The organism is Pseudoalteromonas sp. L21, assembly GCF_021728035.1.
Lineage (GTDB): Bacteria > Pseudomonadota > Gammaproteobacteria > Enterobacterales > Alteromonadaceae > Pseudoalteromonas > Pseudoalteromonas arabiensis.
Genome location: NZ_JAKKCV010000001.1, coordinates 1 through 18,888, shown reverse-complemented (window position 1 = coordinate 18,888; position 18,888 = coordinate 1). Strand labels below are relative to the sequence as shown.

Annotated in this window: 21 protein-coding genes and 1 pseudogene; 14 read left to right on the top strand and 8 right to left on the bottom strand. The window is 37.8% G+C overall.

Annotation, left to right across the window (positions count from 1 at the left end; all coding sequences use genetic code 11):
• Nucleotides 1-266: 266 nt before the first annotated feature.
• The 3 genes from L3V41_RS00110 to L3V41_RS00100 all read left to right on the top strand — a co-directional run bounded on the left by L3V41_RS00110 (nucleotide 267) and on the right by L3V41_RS00100 (nucleotide 2,487).
• On the top strand, nucleotides 267-830 hold the full coding sequence (locus tag L3V41_RS00110) for a hypothetical protein (protein WP_237126965.1): 564 nt from the start codon (nucleotides 267-269) through the stop codon (nucleotides 828-830).
• A gap of 136 nt (nucleotides 831-966) precedes the next feature.
• Entirely contained in the window at nucleotides 967-1,590 is a 624-nt protein-coding gene (locus L3V41_RS00105) for a Type 1 glutamine amidotransferase-like domain-containing protein (RefSeq protein WP_237126964.1), read from the top strand.
• Between the two features lie 105 nt (nucleotides 1,591-1,695).
• Nucleotides 1,696-2,487, top strand: a complete 792-nt coding sequence (locus L3V41_RS00100; protein WP_237114179.1) for an MBL fold metallo-hydrolase — start codon at nucleotides 1,696-1,698, stop codon at nucleotides 2,485-2,487.
• 270 nt (nucleotides 2,488-2,757) lie between these two features.
• Here L3V41_RS00100 and L3V41_RS00095 read toward each other — a convergent pair.
• A pseudogene (locus L3V41_RS00095) lies at nucleotides 2,758-2,995 on the bottom strand (hypothetical protein); the annotation flags it as partial.
• 417 nt (nucleotides 2,996-3,412) lie between these two features.
• On the opposite strand from L3V41_RS00095, the gene L3V41_RS00090 reads away from it, so the two are divergent.
• The 3 genes from L3V41_RS00090 to L3V41_RS00080 all read left to right on the top strand — a co-directional run bounded on the left by L3V41_RS00090 (nucleotide 3,413) and on the right by L3V41_RS00080 (nucleotide 4,756).
• Nucleotides 3,413-3,595 (top strand): hypothetical protein, encoded by a 183-nt coding sequence (locus L3V41_RS00090; protein ID WP_237114178.1) that lies wholly within the window; start codon nucleotides 3,413-3,415, stop codon nucleotides 3,593-3,595.
• A gap of 75 nt (nucleotides 3,596-3,670) precedes the next feature.
• Nucleotides 3,671-4,243 carry a hypothetical protein gene (locus L3V41_RS00085; protein WP_237114177.1) on the top strand — a complete coding sequence of 191 codons (573 nt, stop codon included), beginning with the start codon at nucleotides 3,671-3,673 and terminating at the stop codon, nucleotides 4,241-4,243.
• Nucleotides 4,244-4,372: 129 nt separating this feature from the next.
• Complete coding sequence (locus L3V41_RS00080) at nucleotides 4,373-4,756, top strand: hypothetical protein (protein ID WP_062569334.1); 384 nt, start codon at nucleotides 4,373-4,375, stop codon at nucleotides 4,754-4,756.
• A gap of 8 nt (nucleotides 4,757-4,764) precedes the next feature.
• Here L3V41_RS00080 and L3V41_RS00075 read toward each other — a convergent pair whose 3' ends face one another.
• Together L3V41_RS00075 and L3V41_RS00070 are read right to left on the bottom strand one after the other, a co-directional pair.
• Nucleotides 4,765-5,184 (bottom strand): hypothetical protein, encoded by a 420-nt coding sequence (locus L3V41_RS00075; RefSeq protein WP_062569333.1) that lies wholly within the window; start codon nucleotides 5,182-5,184, stop codon nucleotides 4,765-4,767.
• A gap of 82 nt (nucleotides 5,185-5,266) precedes the next feature.
• Complete coding sequence (locus L3V41_RS00070) at nucleotides 5,267-6,208, bottom strand: sodium-dependent bicarbonate transport family permease (protein WP_193987445.1); 942 nt, start codon at nucleotides 6,206-6,208, stop codon at nucleotides 5,267-5,269.
• A 105-nt stretch (nucleotides 6,209-6,313) separates the two neighbouring features.
• On the opposite strand from L3V41_RS00070, the gene L3V41_RS00065 reads away from it, so the two are divergent.
• A complete protein-coding gene (locus tag L3V41_RS00065; RefSeq protein WP_193987444.1) occupies nucleotides 6,314-7,267 on the top strand; it encodes a LysR family transcriptional regulator in 954 nt (317 codons plus the stop codon).
• A 5-nt stretch (nucleotides 7,268-7,272) separates the two neighbouring features.
• Here the strand turns inward: L3V41_RS00065 and L3V41_RS00060 are convergent, their stop codons facing one another.
• The 3 genes from L3V41_RS00060 to L3V41_RS00050 form a co-directional block, all read right to left on the bottom strand.
• Nucleotides 7,273-8,415, bottom strand: coding sequence for a GGDEF domain-containing protein (locus tag L3V41_RS00060; protein WP_193987443.1), 1,143 nt, complete (start codon nucleotides 8,413-8,415; stop codon nucleotides 7,273-7,275).
• A gap of 81 nt (nucleotides 8,416-8,496) precedes the next feature.
• Nucleotides 8,497-9,390, bottom strand: a complete 894-nt coding sequence (locus L3V41_RS00055) for a TIGR01777 family oxidoreductase (RefSeq protein WP_193987442.1) — start codon at nucleotides 9,388-9,390, stop codon at nucleotides 8,497-8,499.
• Nucleotides 9,391-9,482: 92 nt separating this feature from the next.
• Nucleotides 9,483-10,778 carry a diguanylate cyclase gene (locus L3V41_RS00050; protein ID WP_193987441.1) on the bottom strand — a complete coding sequence of 432 codons (1,296 nt, stop codon included), beginning with the start codon at nucleotides 10,776-10,778 and terminating at the stop codon, nucleotides 9,483-9,485.
• Nucleotides 10,779-11,018: 240 nt separating this feature from the next.
• On the opposite strand from L3V41_RS00050, the gene L3V41_RS00045 reads away from it, so the two are divergent.
• The 3 genes from L3V41_RS00045 (at nucleotide 11,019) to L3V41_RS00035 (ending at nucleotide 14,800) form a co-directional block, all read left to right on the top strand.
• Nucleotides 11,019-13,037 carry an ATP-binding protein gene (locus L3V41_RS00045; protein ID WP_237126963.1) on the top strand — a complete coding sequence of 673 codons (2,019 nt, stop codon included), beginning with the start codon at nucleotides 11,019-11,021 and terminating at the stop codon, nucleotides 13,035-13,037.
• A 99-nt stretch (nucleotides 13,038-13,136) separates the two neighbouring features.
• Complete coding sequence (umuD, locus tag L3V41_RS00040; protein ID WP_062569325.1) at nucleotides 13,137-13,553, top strand: translesion error-prone DNA polymerase V autoproteolytic subunit; 417 nt, start codon at nucleotides 13,137-13,139, stop codon at nucleotides 13,551-13,553.
• Nucleotides 13,541-14,800, top strand: coding sequence for a Y-family DNA polymerase (locus tag L3V41_RS00035; protein WP_062569324.1), 1,260 nt, complete (start codon nucleotides 13,541-13,543; stop codon nucleotides 14,798-14,800). Before umuD ends, L3V41_RS00035 begins: the two co-directional genes overlap by 13 nt.
• Before the next feature lie 35 nt (nucleotides 14,801-14,835).
• Here the strand turns inward: L3V41_RS00035 and L3V41_RS00030 are convergent, their stop codons facing one another.
• Both L3V41_RS00030 and L3V41_RS00025 read right to left on the bottom strand, forming a co-directional pair.
• Nucleotides 14,836-15,243, bottom strand: coding sequence for a hypothetical protein (locus L3V41_RS00030; protein ID WP_237126962.1), 408 nt, complete (start codon nucleotides 15,241-15,243; stop codon nucleotides 14,836-14,838).
• A 1-nt stretch (nucleotide 15,244) separates the two neighbouring features.
• Entirely contained in the window at nucleotides 15,245-16,159 is a 915-nt protein-coding gene (locus L3V41_RS00025) for a zinc dependent phospholipase C family protein (RefSeq protein ID WP_237126961.1), read from the bottom strand.
• Between the two features lie 461 nt (nucleotides 16,160-16,620).
• Here L3V41_RS00025 and L3V41_RS00020 point away from each other — a divergent pair, with 461 nt between their 5' ends.
• The 4 genes from L3V41_RS00020 to L3V41_RS00005 all read left to right on the top strand — a co-directional run bounded on the left by L3V41_RS00020 (nucleotide 16,621) and on the right by L3V41_RS00005 (nucleotide 18,668).
• A complete protein-coding gene (locus L3V41_RS00020) occupies nucleotides 16,621-17,202 on the top strand; it encodes a hypothetical protein (protein ID WP_237126960.1) in 582 nt (193 codons plus the stop codon).
• A 77-nt stretch (nucleotides 17,203-17,279) separates the two neighbouring features.
• A complete protein-coding gene (locus tag L3V41_RS00015; protein ID WP_237126959.1) occupies nucleotides 17,280-17,660 on the top strand; it encodes a hypothetical protein in 381 nt (126 codons plus the stop codon).
• A 131-nt stretch (nucleotides 17,661-17,791) separates the two neighbouring features.
• The gene (locus tag L3V41_RS00010; RefSeq protein ID WP_237126958.1) at nucleotides 17,792-18,220 is read left to right on the top strand and encodes a hypothetical protein; all 429 of its coding nucleotides are present in this window, start codon (nucleotides 17,792-17,794) and stop codon (nucleotides 18,218-18,220) included.
• A 103-nt stretch (nucleotides 18,221-18,323) separates the two neighbouring features.
• Entirely contained in the window at nucleotides 18,324-18,668 is a 345-nt protein-coding gene (locus tag L3V41_RS00005; protein WP_237126957.1) for a hypothetical protein, read from the top strand.
• Nucleotides 18,669-18,888 lie beyond the last annotated feature (220 nt).

Here is an 18,888-nt window from a genome sequence, read left to right as displayed (position 1 = left end):
AACAAATAGTGGACATTGAAAATTTTCTTTTGATACAGTTTTTATATTTAAAATTTACAACTTTCCCCTATATTCAGGAAAATGAGCAATTTGCGCATTCTTGTCATAAGAGCACTTTACCAATTTAAATTATTTTGTTAACTAGCAAAAGGTTAGCTAATTTGATAAAAACGTAGTAATCAGAAAAGTGAGCAGTTACGTGGCAGAAATATGCGCGATTTGCGCACTATTAAATTGTTAGCATTACAGGAGAATTTGTCATCACAGTGCATTCCTATTGGCCTTATTATTTTTCTCTTGAGGCGGATGTAGAAAAGTTATCTCGTTATGTAGAGTTTACGGAGAGTAACTTCTCTACATATTCAATAGAGATGGTACGATTATATCTTTCTATTTGCTCAGAAATTGATGTTGTATTAAAAGAGTTGTGTAAGGAAATATCACCAGAATTAAGTGCTAAAAATATTAATAATTATAGGCAGATTATTTCAGATGAATTAAAGGATTTTAACGGCCAAGCAGCTATTTGTTATAAATATGGGCTAAGTTTTATTCCGTGGAAATCATGGGAAGAAAATATCTCCCCTGACTGGTGGAGTAACCACAACAAGGTCAAGCATCAGCGAAATGAATTTTATAATAAAGCTAATTTGAAAAACGTTTTAGAGTCATTAGCAGCTCTATATCTTGTTAATATTTACCTGGAATTTGTTAAAGACAAAAAGCTCAGTCATGGTTTTACTTTTTCAATAATAGATACAATACCTAAAATTCCAGTTCAGTTAGAAATGTTCAGAGTAAATAATTTATTCGCCTATATACGCGAGTAATGCTAACAAAGCAATTAAAAATCGGACACAAAACAGCAGGCTGTGTCCGCTACGCTCCCAATTTTAGCCTGCTATTTTGTGCCGTTTATTGTGGCGTTAAGTTTCTAGAGAAGTACGTGGGCAGGAAGGAGGTTTAATGAAAAAGATGTTTTTAGCTTCATCTTTCGTGGATGTGGCCGATTTATTCGTGAAATTCGCCGAGGAAAAATGTGCAGGCAAAGCAGTTACATTTATACCTACTGCGAGCCTTGTCGAAGAAGTGAAATTTTATGTAGACGCTGGAAAAGAGGCCCTTGAAAAATGTGGGCTAATTGTTGATGAGCTTGAAATTTCAACGGCAACAAAAGAAAAAATAGAATGCACGATTCAAAAAAATGATTACATCTATATTACTGGCGGCAACACTTTCTTTTTACTTCAAGAGCTGAAAAGAACGGGTGCGGATAAATTAATATCAGAACACATAAATTCAGGAAAAATGTATATTGGAGAGTCTGCCGGTTCCATTGTGCTTTCATGCAATATTGAGTATGTAAAAGACATGGATGATTTCACTGCCGCGCCGAAAATAGGTACGTTTTTATCATTAGGTATGATTGATATTTATCCGGTTCCTCATCATACAAACTTTCCATTCAAAGAGTCAGTTGAGAGCATCATTTCTAGTTATGAAGGGAAGATGGATCTTTGCCCAATTAGCAACACACAAGCAATTATCGTAAATGGGAATAAATTTGAGATCTGGGGCATCGAAACTTAACAAATTACTGCACCGGAAAAATAACTCGCTGGCGCTCGTCATTTTCCGGTGAGTAATGCGTTAAATGACAATGTACTATTTAGTATCGCTTAACTAGGATGAGCTATGACAAAATTTAAATGTATACAATTAATTTCATTGCTATTTTTCAGTTCTACTGTCTTTTCTAGCAATATCCATGTAGAGAAAGTATCTGATCAAGTTCATATTTTGAGTGGAAAGGAGTACGGAACTAATATTGGATTAATAACTACAGAGAATGGTTTGACCTTAATCGATCCCATGCCAGGGGGTGGGCATTTACTAGAGTTAGATAACATAGTTAAGTCAATTTCCAATAAGTCCATAATTTATATCTTGAATACTCATACACATTCAGATCATACGGGTGGTAATGAGTTTTTCATAGAGCAAGGCGCAAAGCTTGTCGAGAGTATTACTACTTCAGATGATCTTGTTCATATTAAAGTGAAGTCACACTCATCGAATGACAATATTTATTACCACAAAATTAGCAATACTATCTTTGTTGGTGATGTTTTCGATACCAGTTGGCACCCAACATTTTATGCAGGTGGATTTCAAGGTTTTAATGATGCGATTGATGCAATTATGAAGCTAGGTGACGAAGAGTCTCTCATAGTGCCCGGCCATGGCGCACCAGCAAGAAAGTTGTCTTTACTAGAATTCAGAAAAAATACTTCAGAATGGATAATGAGAGTCCGAGAGCTACACCAAAAAGGGTGGGATGAAGACCGAATAATGAATGATGCTCAAGCTAAGAGTATTGTGGAAAAATTCAATTTAGGCGGTAGGTCACCATTCCTTCCCCAAGAAGCATTCAAAAGATTTGTAGAAAGAACAATTTCGGTGATAGAAAAAGAGAAAGGCATGTAATAAGGGGTTTAAGGCGGATTCGTAACAGTTGGTTCGATTCCGCTTTGCTTCACAAATTTAGCCCACTTTTACTCTCCGCTCAATGCGTTACCAATGTCTAGCCATTGTACAGATCCGTCTGTCGATTCTAACTCATAAATGTCCAAAAACGTGTTTGAACGAACTTCCGCTGTTCGCTCACAACCGCCTGTCAGATGAAATTTAAACCTATTCATTAAAACTGTAAGAACAGATATGAGCTACTATAATTAAAGCTTGAGGCGCTAGCTCCTAACTAGCGATTTTCTTACTATTACTGCGACCACCCCAAAACGCCCTAAACAATCTCATTAACCCAAGCGTTGAAACGGCAATCCCCACAATCACAAACTCAAAGTACTAAGGCGCACCTTTATAGCCCATTGCTTGCCAACCTTTTTGCATATACGGTTGCATCTGGTATGAAGTGACAGATGAATAAACTTAAAAAGAATAAAATAATGATTTCATCCATAAAGGTTTTGTCGCGGCGGACTTCCCCTGAACAACTAGACATCTAGGACTCTTGTTAATTTATTTTCATTAAGCAAAATCACAAGGAAGTTGATTATGCATCACCAATCCAATTTTATATCACCTTGCTCTTTTTAGACTTGGCCGCAAAACAAAAGCTAAGTTCGACTATATTCACACTACACCTACCTTAATTGTCAGAATTATGGCGCTGAGCTCTAAGGGCTAATAGATAAAAGGCTGACCTTCGGTTAAAAGGGTAGGTGGAGTGAGTGTTTTTTGTTCTCAATAAGCTTGTAAAATAACCTGTAGGTTGTTTTTTATGCTTATATAGGTAGCTGAGCGAATAGTTTTTATTCAAAACTATGTAATGGCTCAAAATTTGCTTGTAAATCGCATCTTTATTTATACCTAAATATGAAGGAACAAAAAAATGACTTTATCTACTTTATTACTATCTACTTTATCTTCAACTGCTTTACCTGCACAGTCTTTTGATACAACTAAACTTCAAGGTACTGGTGGGATCGTAATAATTAGAAAGAAAAAGCAAGAATACCAATTAAATGGTACAGGTGGTATTGTTATCATTAGAAAAAATAAGAAAGAAAATTAAAATAAATAAACCAGCAATTTGCTGGTTTTTTTCTTCATTTCATTTTACCCTTTGAATTCGTTTAGAGGGTGAAAAATGCTTGAATCTATTCAAAATTTGTACAATAACTTGTTAGTTGCAACCGAGGATCATCGAGTTATTTCGCTCCAAGCTATTATAGCGACTATGTATGTTTTAGCACTGGCCTCTTCATTGTATCGAGCACTTAAAAATAGAGAACACTTTAGTGACTTTTTATCAATAGCATCTGTAGTTGTAAAATATGCACTAACTTCACTTTTGATGGAGTACGTTCTAATTTTTATAGCAGAAAATAAAAGTATAGGAAATACGCAACATATTTACCTCGTAGCATCTTTAATTAATGTGCTTAGTATTTATTTTTTGTATTACTTGCATACAAAATTCAGTTACAAGTTTGGAAACTTGTTCTTTTGTGTCATTAAGCTAACAACTCTTCTATCCTTTGCTCATCTTATTTTATGGTTTAAATTGGTTGTTTTAAATATACAAGAAGAGCATGCCTATGTTCACTACATTTACAGCTTTATCGTCTTATATGTAAGTATCGCACTTGCAATTGTGATGCTTTTTCCTCGCTTGCTTAAAACTAAGCTAAAGGTTTTAGTAAGTCCGAGCTGGCCCTGATAGATAAATATGTATAAATGATAACTTTGTTATATATCAGCTTTCTACTTTCATTTATAATGCTTTTTACTGATATGTTGAAAGCTAACTTTGGGTGTATAGTAACATTCAGTTTACCGAGGGACCGTAATGCTTGAACTTATATACATAGCCATTGCCGTTTTAGCCATCATGCTGGTTGCCAGTATTTGGTTAATTTCGCGTAAGGGCATTTTTGAAGATCAGATAAGAACAAAGTCTGTTGAAGCTGTTTGGTGTACCATTCAAGCTGAGAATGAAACAGACCTAAACCGTGCTATTAAACTTTTTAATAAAGCTGAGCAACTCAAAGGCGAAATTGCGGGGCTGATTGGTCAGTCGCCAGACTTAGAGCAATTGTCATTGGCGGATAGCTGCTGCAATTTGGCAGATAAAGAGCTGAAAGACATGTCGTTAGGCGAGTTACAGCGATATTATGATCAGCAAAATAACATCGCTAATATCTATAACGAGTTATACAAAGGTAGAAATTAAAAGCCAGATTATTTGATCTGGCTTTGTATTTTGATTTCGTTTTCTATTTGCTTAACTTGAATTTTTGCTAATTGGTTAAGCGCTTCTTGTGTTTGATTATCACCTTTTATCAATCCTGCTGTTGATAACTTTTTAATGCTTTTAATAATGCCATTATTAACCGCTTGTAATAAATCACCATCCAGCGTCATCGTATTTTGGTTATGACCATTTAATACAAAATCAAAACTTGTGTCTGTCATTTTACATGCGGTATCAATGACTTCGTAGGGTGGAGTTGCACTGTCAATGCAGTGATCGCAAAACCCAGATTTTAATGATAAGTAGTGTTCCAATTCAGTATTATTTTTCACTTCACATAGCTTACATAAGCGTTGAAAAATCTCGCTTATGCGCTGCTGCTCAGTGTTGAGTTTATAATTGAACATGGCAGCTCCTTGCTTGTTTTTGCCTATCTTAAACGACTTTTAACTAAATCGCATTGATAAAGCGATGATTGAACTTACTTTTTTACGAAACAAACAATGCTATTTGATGATATAACCCTATTCCTACTAGTACATTAAACGGAAACGTAACCCCTAAAGAACTAAGCATTGCTAAGCCGATATCAGCATCTGGAATCGCTGCTTTTATTGCTGCTGGCGCTGCTATGTAAGAAGCACTCGCAACTAGGCTACCTAATATAACAATGGATCCTAGCTCGAGCTGCAAAGCGGTGCCGACAAAAACACCTATTGCACCTAGTAGGTTAGGGGTTATGATAGCGAATAGCGCTAATCGCCACTGATGCCAAGGGATTGGGCGTAAAGTTTGCGCTGCCATTAAACCCATTTCAAGTAAGAATAGCGCCAGTACTACTTTGAAGCTGTTAGTTAATAAGCTTGTAACTTGGCTTCCTTCTTGGGTGCCGTACATCATACCAATGATCACGCCGCCGACGAGCAATATCACGCTTTTGTTGGTGAGAGTTTCATGCCATAGGGCTTTAAGTGATAAGTTTTGCCCAGAGCCATTACCTAAGCGGCGATAAAGTAATAAGCCAACAATGATGGCGGGTAACTCAAGCATCACTAAATAGAGTGTTACTTCTGCACCTACATTTAACGAGTTAGACTCGGCATAGGCCAATGCAACAGCGAATGTACCGGCACTTACTGAGCCGTAATGCGCAGCAATACTTGCGCTATTTGCGATTGATAAATTAAGTACATATTTTAAAAAAGGAAAAAGCAGTAACGGAATACAAGCGCCAAGTAGTAATACAGAGCCCATTTCAGGTAGCAATTGCCAATGTAAATTGCCATGTAATACCATTCCACCTTTTAGGCCTATAGTCAGCATGAGTAATAAACTCAATGTTTCGTAGGTTGCTTGGGGAATTTTTAAATCCGACCTTAATAAGCCAGCGATGACACCTAAAACAAAAAACATTACAACAATATCAGGCACTTTGTTCTCCTCTTAGTTAAAGCGCCGCTATTCTAGATAAAAATTAATATAGAAAATAATTAAATAGTTGATATCATCATATAGGTGATTATCTATAGGTGGTGTATGGATCTAAGGCATATCTCTTTTCGTTTATTAGAAGTGTTTATGTGTGTTGTTAAAACACGCTCGATTAGTGAAACGGCAAGGCAATTATACTTAACGCAACCTACGGTATCGCAGCAAATAAAACGCTTACAAGAAACAGTCAATGAGCCATTAATTGTTGTTAACCAACAGCGTATACATGTGACAGAAGCGGGCTTTGCACTTTTTCAGACATGCCAGCAAGTGTTTGGGCACTTTGATGATTACCGAGACTACTTAGCCGAGCTCAGAGGGGGGGAGCGTGGTCAATGCAAGATTGCCATCGTGAATACTGCGCAATATATTCTACCTAAGCTATTGGGCCCTTATAGTAATTTACATCCGCACGTTGAATTACCGCTTGAAATTGGTAATCGTGCAGAGGTGTTAGCTCGTTTTGAAAGAGGGGAAGATGATATTTATGTTTTCAGTCATCCGCCTTCGTTGGAGCACGCAAAAGCTGCGCGTTTTTTACAAAATCCACTGGTCTTTATTGCGCCAAAAAACCATCACCTTGCTTTGCAAAAAAATGTAAATCTAAAAGCGTTAGTAACGGAGCGTTTTTTATTACGAGAACCTGGCTCTGCTACGCGTATGTTATTTGAAAGTGAACTACAAAGTAGGGGCTTTGTATTAAGTAACACTGTGCAGATGGCAAGCAATGAAGCTATTCGTGTATCGGTTGGCTCGGGTATGGGCTTGGGGGTTGTTTCTCGGCATGTTTTACCTGCACATGATACTTCGTTTAGCATCCTCAATGTGGCCGATGTTCAGATTGCAAGTCATTGGTATTTTGTTGTTAGAACTGACCGGCATTTATCGCATGCTGCAAGGAGCTTTTTAAAGTTTGCTGAGTTAAATCTAGAGCAATGCTTAGATAAAGCTTGGATAACAAATGAATTAAGTACGCTTAACGACAGCCTTAGTTATTAATAAAGCTAAAAGGCCATCATGACTACTTGGTTGCGGCCATTACTTTTGGCTTTATAAAGCCCTTTGTCTGCTTGGGCGAGTAATTCGTTAATGTTATTGCTGCCAGATTTATGTGTAATTATGCCAACGCTAATCGATAGCTTTATTTCGTGCTGCTGATGTATAAACGTTTCACTATTAATCGCTACACGTATTCGCTCAGACAATGTTTGGCCTTTTTGTAAACTGGTGTTGGTGAGCAGTACGGCAAATTCTTCGCCTCCAATTCGTGCGATAAGATCGCCTTCCCTAAGTTGCGATTTAATTTTATTGGCGACCCACTTTAATGCTTCATCACCAGTATCATGACCATATTGATCGTTCACTTTTTTAAAAAAGTCGATATCGATCATCAGTGCACAGAGTTCGGTTAAGTTATTGTTGGCTTGTTCTAAATAGTTATTGCTAATAGTTAAAAACGCGCGTCTGTTTAGTAAGCCTGTTAGTGGGTCTCTATTGGCCAAGTCACTTAAAATTTGCTCAGACTCTAAAAACATTAATAAGGGCCAAATCATCGCCGTTAGTGTGGTTATCACAATGTGACTCAGTAAGATGATGGCGAGTATTTGTGAGAAATCGAAAGTAAATATATTAAGCCCATCTATCACTAATAGCCCTAGCTGTAAGAGCATAATGCAAGCATGCAATACAAAACATAGCTGTAACAGGACCAAGTGAATAATGTGCTCGACATTGAGTTTTCTTAGTGCATAAGCCGCATAACTAAAACATGCAGCAATCACTGCTGTTGTTATAAGTTGATTAACTGAGTTGCTATACAAAGGTAATAATACGATTGCACTAGAGCCCAATAAATAAGCGCATAACTTTAACTTTTGTTTTTCGGATTGCGTATACGCATGTATACCCAAAATAGCTGCTAACGGAGCTGAAATTATAAGTAAGTCTGCTATGTAATGGGTGATAAATGGCAGGTCTATAAAGAGCCTTAAAGAGGCTGTAATTTGCGCTAACACAAAAATTAGGCATGAGCTCCCCCAGTACAAATAGCTAGACTGCTTTCTTAAAAAATACAAAGACAGTAAAAAAGCACCAATTATCAGGTTCAATAAAATTGAGATACTAATAATGGTGGGTAGGTGCACCATATATAATCCTAAACTCACACATCTGTGTTCACATATTAATTATTATGTATTAATAGTGTTATGGCAATACGCATTTAGTTCTTACAATTTTAGACTTTCCAGTGCTGGTTTAAGGGTTGGGTAATGAAAACGGTAATTATGTGCGAGCACTTTTTTGGGCAGTACGAATTGCCCATGTAGTAGTAGGTCTGACATTTCACCCATCATCAGCTTTAATACCCAACTAGGCATTCTAAGCATCGCTGGTCGCGACAGTACACTGCCTAAGGTCTGGCTAAACACATTATTACTTACAGGGTCGGGAGCGGTTGCGTTAACAGGGCCATGAATGTCTTCGTGTGTGAGTATAAATAAAATAAGTTGGATCATGTCATCAATGTGTATCCACGACATACCTTGCTGCCCATGACCGAGTGGCCCACCTAAGCCAAACTTGAATGCGGGTAGCATTTTTGACAAGGCACCGCCTTGTTTAGCAAGCACGATGCCGGTTCTTAACAGGCATACTCGTGTTTTTTCTGATTCTGCTTTTGTAGCTGCATGCTCCCAATCACGGCACAGCACATGACTAAACTCAGGGTAGATATCATTAAATTCTTCATCAATATGATTATCATTTTGACGGCCGTAAAAACCAATAGCACTACCAGATATAAAAGTATGAGGAGGTGACTCACAGCGATTAATAGCTTTGCTAATTTGCTGTGTTAGATTGACTCGACTCTCAAAAAGTGTGCGCTTTTGTGATTCACTCCAGCGTTTATTTACAATAGGCTCACCCGCTAAATTTATCACCGCATCGATGTCTTCAAAGTCGACTTCATCGAGTGTCTGTACAGCATGTACTTGATGTGTAAGCAGCACATTTGCTTGAATTGGATTACGACTAAGTACAGTTACTTTATGATGATTAAGTAAAAAAGGGCACAAGTGTTTACCAATTAATCCCGTTCCACCGGTTAACAAAATATGCATAGCGATACCCTTTTTATAAATATGCGTGTATGTTTTTTATACATAGCACGTCTGCTTTTTGCAAATTTATACGTAAAAAGACATATTTACGTTCAGTTTTCATCGTTAGATTGGTAGAAAAAATAGGTTTTATTAGCTGTTGTTTTCGCTTTGTACATTGCTGTGTCAGCATTTTTTATTAATTGTAGTGCATCACAACTATGATCTGGAGCGATTGATACCCCAATACTTAAAGAAACTTCAATACGCTGATTTGCGACTTCAAATGGTAATTTAAATTGCGCAATTAAATGAGCGATCATCGCTTCAACATAGGATGTCTTGGCTGTGTTATGCATAATAACGATAAATTCATCTCCGCCGTAGCGGTATATATCATCGTCTGCACGGGTTGATGAACTGATCCGCTTTGCCGTTTCTTTTAAAATATCATCACCCACTGCATGACCGTAATGATCGTTTAATTCTTTAAACTTATTTATATCAATAAAAATAACAGCGACCTTACTATCTTCAGTACACAAATTGATAGCATCAATGAGTTGTGACTCTAGTTCTGTACGATTAAGTAATCCTGTTAAATGATCGTGATTAGCTTGGAAGGTGAGCTTTGTCGTTTTTTTATGAATGATCTGGCTCATTCGGTAAAACCGTTTAAGTAAGTAGCTAATTTCATCATGGGCAGTGTAATGTGTAGTATCTGGTTTCTCTCCTCGCTCGAGCTTCTCAGTATTGGTAATTAATAGATTAAGCGGTTTAAATAACTTATTTCTTATATACACAGCACACAAAACGGAAAGCAAAATAAATAGCGGGATCTGGATAGAAACAATAGAGGTGATTACTTTTCTGTTATGCCTAAACTCTTTTCGTTCGATATCGAGGCGCTGTCTTTCGTCATCTTGAAAAGTGCTTATTTTTTCACTTAGTTGATCCATTATTATTTTTCCCTGGTCACTTCGAACGACGGACATTGCTTTTTTGATTGAGGCATCGGTATTTTGTTGCGCAAGCTCTATTGTTAGTGCAAGTTCAGCAAATTTTTGCTCAACAAGTAAGCGAATGTCACTTAGTTGCTGTTGTTGTTTTTTATTATCAACAGTGAGGCTATTAAGTTCAGATAGTCGAAATTGGCTTTCTTTTATTCCAGAATAATAGGGGGCAAGATAACTTGCATCATGGGTGAGTAAATAGCCACGCTGGCCTGTTTCAGCACTAATTACATCATTATAAAGTAGCTCTGACTCATCAATAATTAAGTGGGTACGAGTAACAGCGTCAAGTTTTGAGCGGCCTTCTTGATCGAGATAAAACACGATGGAAGTATTTAGTAATAACACTAAAAACAGTGATGAGAGTAACAGAGTTAGCTTTAATTTTAGTGACATCAATAAGCCATAATAAAATGAAATGAGCTTTGTTAATGATAAAGTATTGATGATGTTAGAGAATAACGCCAATAAAAGTTTAGCTGAAGGATAAAAAGGCACCTAGGTGATGAACAAAAACAGATTTAGTGACTTTTAATTATAAAAACTAAGTATTTTTGATTGATTTGATGTGTGTTTTTCTATTTATTGGTATGCTGTTATCAAAATAAATCCAGAATTATTACCTAGGGAGTTAGGTTGAACTTTTTACGTCGATTTCATGATATTGTTTCTGATCAGACTCTTTGTTTTGAAGATAAAGTTCAGCACATCTTACGGTTTGGTTTAGATGTTTTTGCCCTCGATTTTGCTATTGTGAGTGAAGTCCGTGAACAGGTTTATACTGTATTGCATGTGGTGTCTCCCAATAATGAAATTGCCGTAGGTACTCAATTTGATTTAGAAAATACATACTGCTTACATACACTTAAGGCTAATAAAGCGTTATCATTTTATCATGCGTCAAAAACACATATCGCAGCACACCCTTGTTATATTAATTTTCAATTAGAGTCTTATATTGGTGCGCCTATTTATGTGGGAAATCAGGTTGTGGGTACGGTTAATTTTTCTGCTCCCCAGCCATCAGCACCTTTTACAAATGAAGCGCATGACTATGTTGAACTTTTTGCTCAATGGCTGGGTAGTGAATTTGCGCGAAATAATAATGCTCAAAAGCTTATCAAAAAGAATTACATGCTGGCTCAAGTTGAAGATGTTGCCAAAATCGGCTCTTGGGAATTTGATTTAACAACCAATCGTATTTATTGGAGTAAACAAACACGCATAATTCATGAAGTAGCAGAAGATTATACGCCCAACATAGAGACAGCGATTAATTTTTATAAGCAAGGTGAAAGCCGACGCGCGATTGAAAAAGCCGTGTCAGATGCGATAGAGCATGGCATTGATTGGCAAAACGAAGTTGAGCTTGTAACAGCGAAAGGTAAAACGATTTGGGTATCGACCTTTGGTGAGGCTGAGTTTAATAATGGGCAATGTATTCGCCTAATTGGTACATTCCAAGATATCACCAAAGAAGTGCTACTACGCGAAGAGCTAAAACAGCAAAAGGCCGACGCTGAACGCATATTAAAAGACCGCAGTATCCTGCTTGCAAAAATAAGTCATGAATTAAGAACCCCCCTTAATGGTATTACAGGGATGCTGACAACCTTACTCTATGAAAAATCAGAACAAAAGCGTGAAGAAAAGTTAAAAGTAGCATTGCGCAGTGCTGATATTTTATTGAATATTATTAATGAAGTACTGGATTTCACAAAAATAAATCATGGCGAGTTACAGTTAGAGCCAAGTCACTTCTTACTGAAAACCATTTTTATTGATTTAGTGTCGTTATATACCCCGTTGTTTGAACAAAAACAGCTTCGGTTTGATACAGACATTAATATTGATGATGAATGCTGGACGTTTTGCGACAACACGCGAATAACTCAAATAGTTTCAAATCTATTGAGTAATGCACTTAAGTTTACCGATGACGGTCATATTAGCATTAAAGCAACCACAACCTCAGAGCAAGATACTGTTGTACTTCACTTACAGGTAAGTGATACAGGGGTTGGTATGACAGAAACCTTTATGAAATCACTGTTTTCCCCGTTCACGCAAGAAGTAAATAAAGAGCGTAAAAAAGGAGGAACAGGACTCGGGCTTGCTATTATAAAAGAGTTAATTGATTACATGGGTGGCACAATTAATGTGTCAAGTGAATATCAAAAAGGGAGCTGTTTTGATATTCGATTACCTTTGCAAAAAGGCACGCCACAAAATCAAAGTAACCATAGTGGCAGTGATGTTGATTTATCGTCATTAGCTTTATCGATACTGGTTGTTGATGATAACCAAATCAACCGTTTCGTGCTTTCGGCCTTTCTAGAAAAAATGGGTTTATCCGCTGATTTTGCCTGTGACGGCGTCGATGCAATTAATAAATGTAAGCAAAAACACTATAACTTAATTTTTATGGACTGTGTTATGCCATTGCTGGATGGCCTTGAAGCAACGCGCCAATTAAGAGAACTTGCTATATGTCCTACGGATAAAACCTATATTGTAGCCTTAACGGCAAATACCTCTGCTGATGATAAAGCAGCATGTAAACAAGCGGGTATGGACATGTTTATTTCTAAACCCGTTAAAAACATATTCATTGAACAGGCAATACTTGCTGCTAAAGAAAAGTTTGATTTATAAGTAAGTTACAGAATCTTGCTTTTAGGCTTATAAAATTCCACTTTCCTAATTATTTTATCTAACCTATACTGTGTTTATGTACAGTGTTTGTGGTTGTGTATGTTTGTTATTCCTATCTATATTGAAGCAGGTATTACGGGTTTTGAATCGCCTGCGGCAGAGTACAAAGAACTTGGCTTGTCGCTTGATGAGCTGCTTATTAAGCATCCCCATGCAACCTTTATAGGTTTAGCATCAGGTCACTCAATGGTAGATGCAAAAATCTTTGATAAAGACTTATTAATTGTTGATAGAAGCGTGGCTATCCAAAATGGCGACATTATTGTTGCCACTTACAATGGCAGCTTTGTGTGCAAAATTATTGATACCAATAAACGGCAATTATTATCAGCCTCAGACTTATATAAGCCCGTATCAATTTATGAAGACGACCAGTTTAAAGTTGAGGGAGTTGTAACTGCTTGCATACGAACATTTAAGAATAACAAAAGCGTAAACTCCTTATGTATGCGCTAGTTGATGCCGCCGCTTTTTACGCAAGCGCAGAGAAAGTGTTTGATCCCTCCATTCGCTATAAACCGGTTGTTGTCCTAACGAACAACGATGGCTGTATTTGCGCCGTTTGCCCAATCGCTAGAAAGCTAAATATTCCAAACTTTGCACCTTATTTTAAAGTGAAAAACTTTTTAGCTAAAAATAATGTAGTGGTGCGTTCATCAAACTATGAATTATATGCCGATTTAAGTGAGCGTATGATGACTGTGATAAGCCGGTTTAGCGATACGCACCATGTTTATTCGATAGACGAGTCATTTTTAAAGTTTACAGGGTTTAGCAGCCTAATTACTGATTGGCATGCTTATGGTCAGCAAATAAGGCGCACAGTATGGCGAGAAACAAGCTTGCCTGTTGGGGTCGGGTTTGGCACAACGCCAACATTAGCAAAAGCTGCAAATTATGCGGCTAAAAAACTACCTGGTTTTAAAGGTGTGGCTGTTATTAATGACGAGACTTCACGTAAACACATACTCAGCCAAATGGATGTAAGGCATGTATGGGGAGTCGGCTCTCGTTTAGCAAAAAAATTTAAACTGATGGGAATAGAAACAGCACAGCAACTTGCAGATCAAAGCCCTAAAAAAATGCGTAGGTTATTTAGTGTTGTTGTTGAGCGAACGGTGAGTGAATTAAATGGTGTGGCTTGTTTAAATTGGGATGAAGTGAAGCAAGGTAAAAAAGAGGTGTTTTCTACACGTAGTTTTGGTGAGCGAGTTACAGATATCAACACATTAAGAGCCGCATTAAGTGCACACGCAGCAATTGTTGGTCGAAAACTAAGAAGGCAGGGCTCTATAACAAAGCGTATTGTGGTATTTGCTGCCAGCTCACCACATGATAATGAGTATTATAAAAAGTCTATAATATTTGATTTTCCTACTGCTACAGCAGATACACTCGAAATCACAAAAGCAGCCTCATTAATATTAGAAAAAATATACAAAGAGAATGTGCATTTTTATCGCTGTGGAGTCGGGGCAATTGAGTTGGAATGCTCAGCAAATAAGCAGCTAGACTTATTTACTGAAAAGCAGTCTAAGCAAGCACTCATGGACTGTGTTGACTCAATTAATAGTCGATACGGAACAGGTGCTTTACAATCAGGCAGTGAGTGTTTAACGCAGAAATGGAATATGCGCCGCGCATTTTTATCACCGCATTACACAACTAGGTGGTCTGATATTCCGATAATTAATTGTGGTTAAAACATTAAAGGAATATCAAATCAGCATTTGGAAAATTAATGACTCGCGCACAGTTGACTAAAAGTAACTGTCGCTTCACAAGTAAGAGGCGTACTCGACTGCCAATGTTGTATGTCTGATTTGGCTGTGCAACCGACATCTTCGATAAGTAGCCGCTTATCTTGGCAAAGCAGTAAAGCGGCATCTTGCTCTTGAATAACAACTTTTAACTGATAATTTTTAAATGGCGTAAGCCTGCTTTTATCGCCTCTGATCGCCGTTAATAGTAATTTTTGTGGGTCAGTATATGGCTCTGAGCTAAACTTTAGTGTTCCATCCACTGCGGCAGAAATATCTTTTAATTGCGATGCAAGATCTGCCATTTCTTCAGGGTTGTAAGTATTTGCTGAACTCGCGCAAGCTGCTGATAAAACAATTGCTGTGATGAGAATTATATATCGCATTTTAAATATTCCACGCTGTTAAGTGTCCGTGTTCATCTTTACCCGTATCCAAATTCCAGTTGCAAAGTTGAGTGCATTCTTCATCATTAAAAATATCGTTAGCGATGATGGATATAAAGTATTTAATATTTTTAACGGCTAAATCAAACACGTCATTATAGTGCATTGGACCATTAGGGGTTGTGAGGTCTTCTATAAAGCTACTGTCAACTTCATCGTCACGAGGGTAAAGAAGGCCATTGTCAGCGGCAACATGCCTAGCCCAAGGAAACAGTCTGTATCCTTCCTCTGCGTTATTTACTACTAATTGAAAGCCACTATGCCATGCATCAAAGTTGGGTTCTGTTACTTGGGCATAATCAGTGTGTATGCTAGTTAATATGTACTGCCAAATTTGCTTTATATCATCATCAAGACAATTCTCTTGATTGGTGCATGAGCCAATATTTAACTCAACGCGGTCGGCAAGGCCAATTTCGCCTAGATTTAATCGTGACCAAATAAACGAGTCTTGATTCATCTCACATTGTCTGTGTTCGGCCTGATTATGCTCGTACGGTCCTACTTTAAGCTCGACTACAGGATGTATCGTTATATCTGCAGCAACATGCGACATGTAGCCACACAGCCATGCAAAGCATTTTTCTTTCGCCCGTCCCTCAAGGTTTTTACAATACTTTATAGCTTCCTTAATAACATCACCTGTGTTTTGATAATGCATTAAATCAGCCCACTTGTTTTGTGCTGCATTACCTAAGGCAAGATAAGGATAATCAGGAGACACGCAACCAAGCTCAATATACTTTTGATTTGTACTTAAAATTAACTTGGCTTGATTTGGAATGCTCATCCTTGAAAGAGCATTGTTATCAGTTGCTAAATTAGCCGCCGTAATATGTGCGAATGCACCAGGCATGAGTAAATCCTTCTACTTAATTATTATATTTACAACTTATAGGAGTATAATAATTAGTCAAGTTGTGAAGAGGGGTTGTTTTATAATTTGGTGATTTTATAGGTGAAGTGCGAAGTTGTCAGTATTCTTGGTTGTCTTCTATTAACTGAACTTGAGGTGTAACTCGTTCTGCCCAAGATGAGTTAACGTAACTACTCTAGAGCTCTGCCTCAAACGAAGATTGAAAATTTTCTTTTGATACAGTCTTTATATTCAAAATTTACAACTTTCCCCTATATTCAAGAAAATGAGCAATTTGCGCATTCTTGTCGTAAGACCACTTTACTAATTTAAATTATTTTGTTAACTAGCAAAAGGTTAGCTAATTTGATAAAAACGTAGTAATCAGAAAAGTGAGCAGTTACGTGGTAGAAATATGCGCGATTTGCGCACTATTAAATTGTTAACTGCCAGGAGGCAAAGTGGGAATTCAAAGGCAAGAAACACTCATTCACTGGAATTTCTTCTTATCAATCGAGGAAGATCTAGATAGGCTCGGTCGTTTTGTAGATTTCTCATCTAATGACGAAGCGTTTTCAATTGAGATTGCTAGGCTATTTCTTGCAGCTAGCTCTGAAGTTGATGTGGTTTTGAAGCAACTATGTAAAGCTATAAATCTCGGTAGTACGGCGTCTTCGATCAATGCCTATCAATCCGAAATTGTCAATGCACTACCAAACTTTAAAGAGTTTGAGGTTACTGTCCCCAGATATGGACTTACGCTCAAGCCTTGGACTGATTGGGGAGATAATCACCCTCCTTTCTGGTGGCAAGACCACAATAAGGTGAAGCACCATCGTCATGAGCATTTCGAGAAAGGAAACTTAAAGAACTGCTTAAATTCTATAGCGGCTCTTTATATTTCAGTTTTGTATCTTTATCAGCAACAGGCTTCAGAGGGTGAACTTTTACAGCTTCCAAAATTATTCAACGTAGTTGACCGATATTTTGGCGGCACTCAGATGGGGCGATATGGCCACTCCTTCAAATACAACCTGCTATAGCAGTTAACAAACGCGTCAATTAGGACGCTCGCAAGCTCGCGCCAATTACGCGGGCGTTATATGCTTTTGAGGAATTCATGCTATCTATCGCTGAACAAAACAAAGAAGTGCATGTGAAGTCTTACTGTCAGAGTTGGTTAAGGCTGCTCTCTCTACAAAAGTTCAACGAAGCCCAGAAACTATTGGATTGTCCAAACAGCTGCGGAGAAACTTGGACAGAAGCCAAATTAAAATTTGCAGTTCAGGAATATTACAACAATACATCGCCAGTAACATTCCAAAATGAAGACCTTTCCAAATGTTTTTCTGAAAATTTGGAAACCGAATCTGGAAACCTAATTTTTGGTTTTTATCTTCCGTCTAATAGTGAGATTACGGATTTAACAGTGGAGTTTGAGTTTATCCCGCAAGGTAATGGATTTTATGCAGCAACTATCAACGACGTCCATGTGTTGTAATAGGCACGCATATAACAACTCAATAAACTCGCTCACTTCGTTCGCTGGGACGCATACACGCAGGGCGGCTTCGCCATTATGCCCTACGTGCCTGCGCCCGTTATTGAAAAGTTATAAGCACAGGGAAATCAATGCGTAATATTCTAATAATATTTTACTTTTTCTCATTTGCATCTTTAGCGGATATGGTGACGCCAGACGTTGAATTAACACCAAAAAACGCATTTTGCCTTGGCTTTACTTTGGATCGCCCAACCGATAAATATGTTGGTTTAAATTACCCGAAAGTCATTGAAGGAAAGTGGATTCCTGTTTCAACAATGGTCGAGTACAGGTTAAATGAAAACCCGATATTCATTACAAAAACAAATTTCGAAAAAATAAATGAGCTAGATACAACTGTAATTCTCGGGTTTCACGAAACTATTCATTCGGGCGGCGATGCAGCAGTGTTGATTACATACCAATGCACCAGTAAATGTGGAACAAACTATTTAAAAAGTTACAGCGTACCTTCAATAGTGAAATATATTGAAGCGAACGTGAAGCAGTGCTTATAACAAGGCAATAATGGATGGGACGTCTAAAGCTTGGCTGGCGCTCATTCTTCGCTAATTTTAGTCAAGCTTAATACGCCCCATATTGCGGCGTTAGGCGTACGAAATGATCGAGTTCGATAGCAAGCAAATAGTAATAGATGGGAAAAGGCTTTCTCTCCCGCACTCTATTCTTGATGCGGAAGAAATAGATGGAAAAATCTTTGTGGTCTACGACTACATGGAATATCCAACTGGCGAGGCCGCAAATAATCTAGTGTGTCTTGATAAGAGCGGCACTGAATTATGGGTGGCAAAGAACCCCACCAATCAAGGCAATGATGGGTACACTAATTTCGGTCGTACCACAGCCTCTGAATCTGGTTTTATCGCCGTAAATAACTTTGCAGGCTATGTTTGCCAAGTAAATAAAACAAACGGTGAGCTGGGTCATGTACAGTTCACCAAGTAATCGCCTAACAAGCAAAAGCAAGCGGACGCCAATTAGCCAGCTGGCTCGCTTCGCTCGTATTTTAGCTGGCCAATTGTCGCCCCTGTTTTGGGCGTTAGGCGTAAAGAATGAATCGAGGACAATTTTCAAATAGTGTTTATGAATTCCACAATAGGTTGGCTTGTGCACAGCACGCCGATTTTGACTTATTTGAAAATGTTATAACGAGTTTAGAATTATA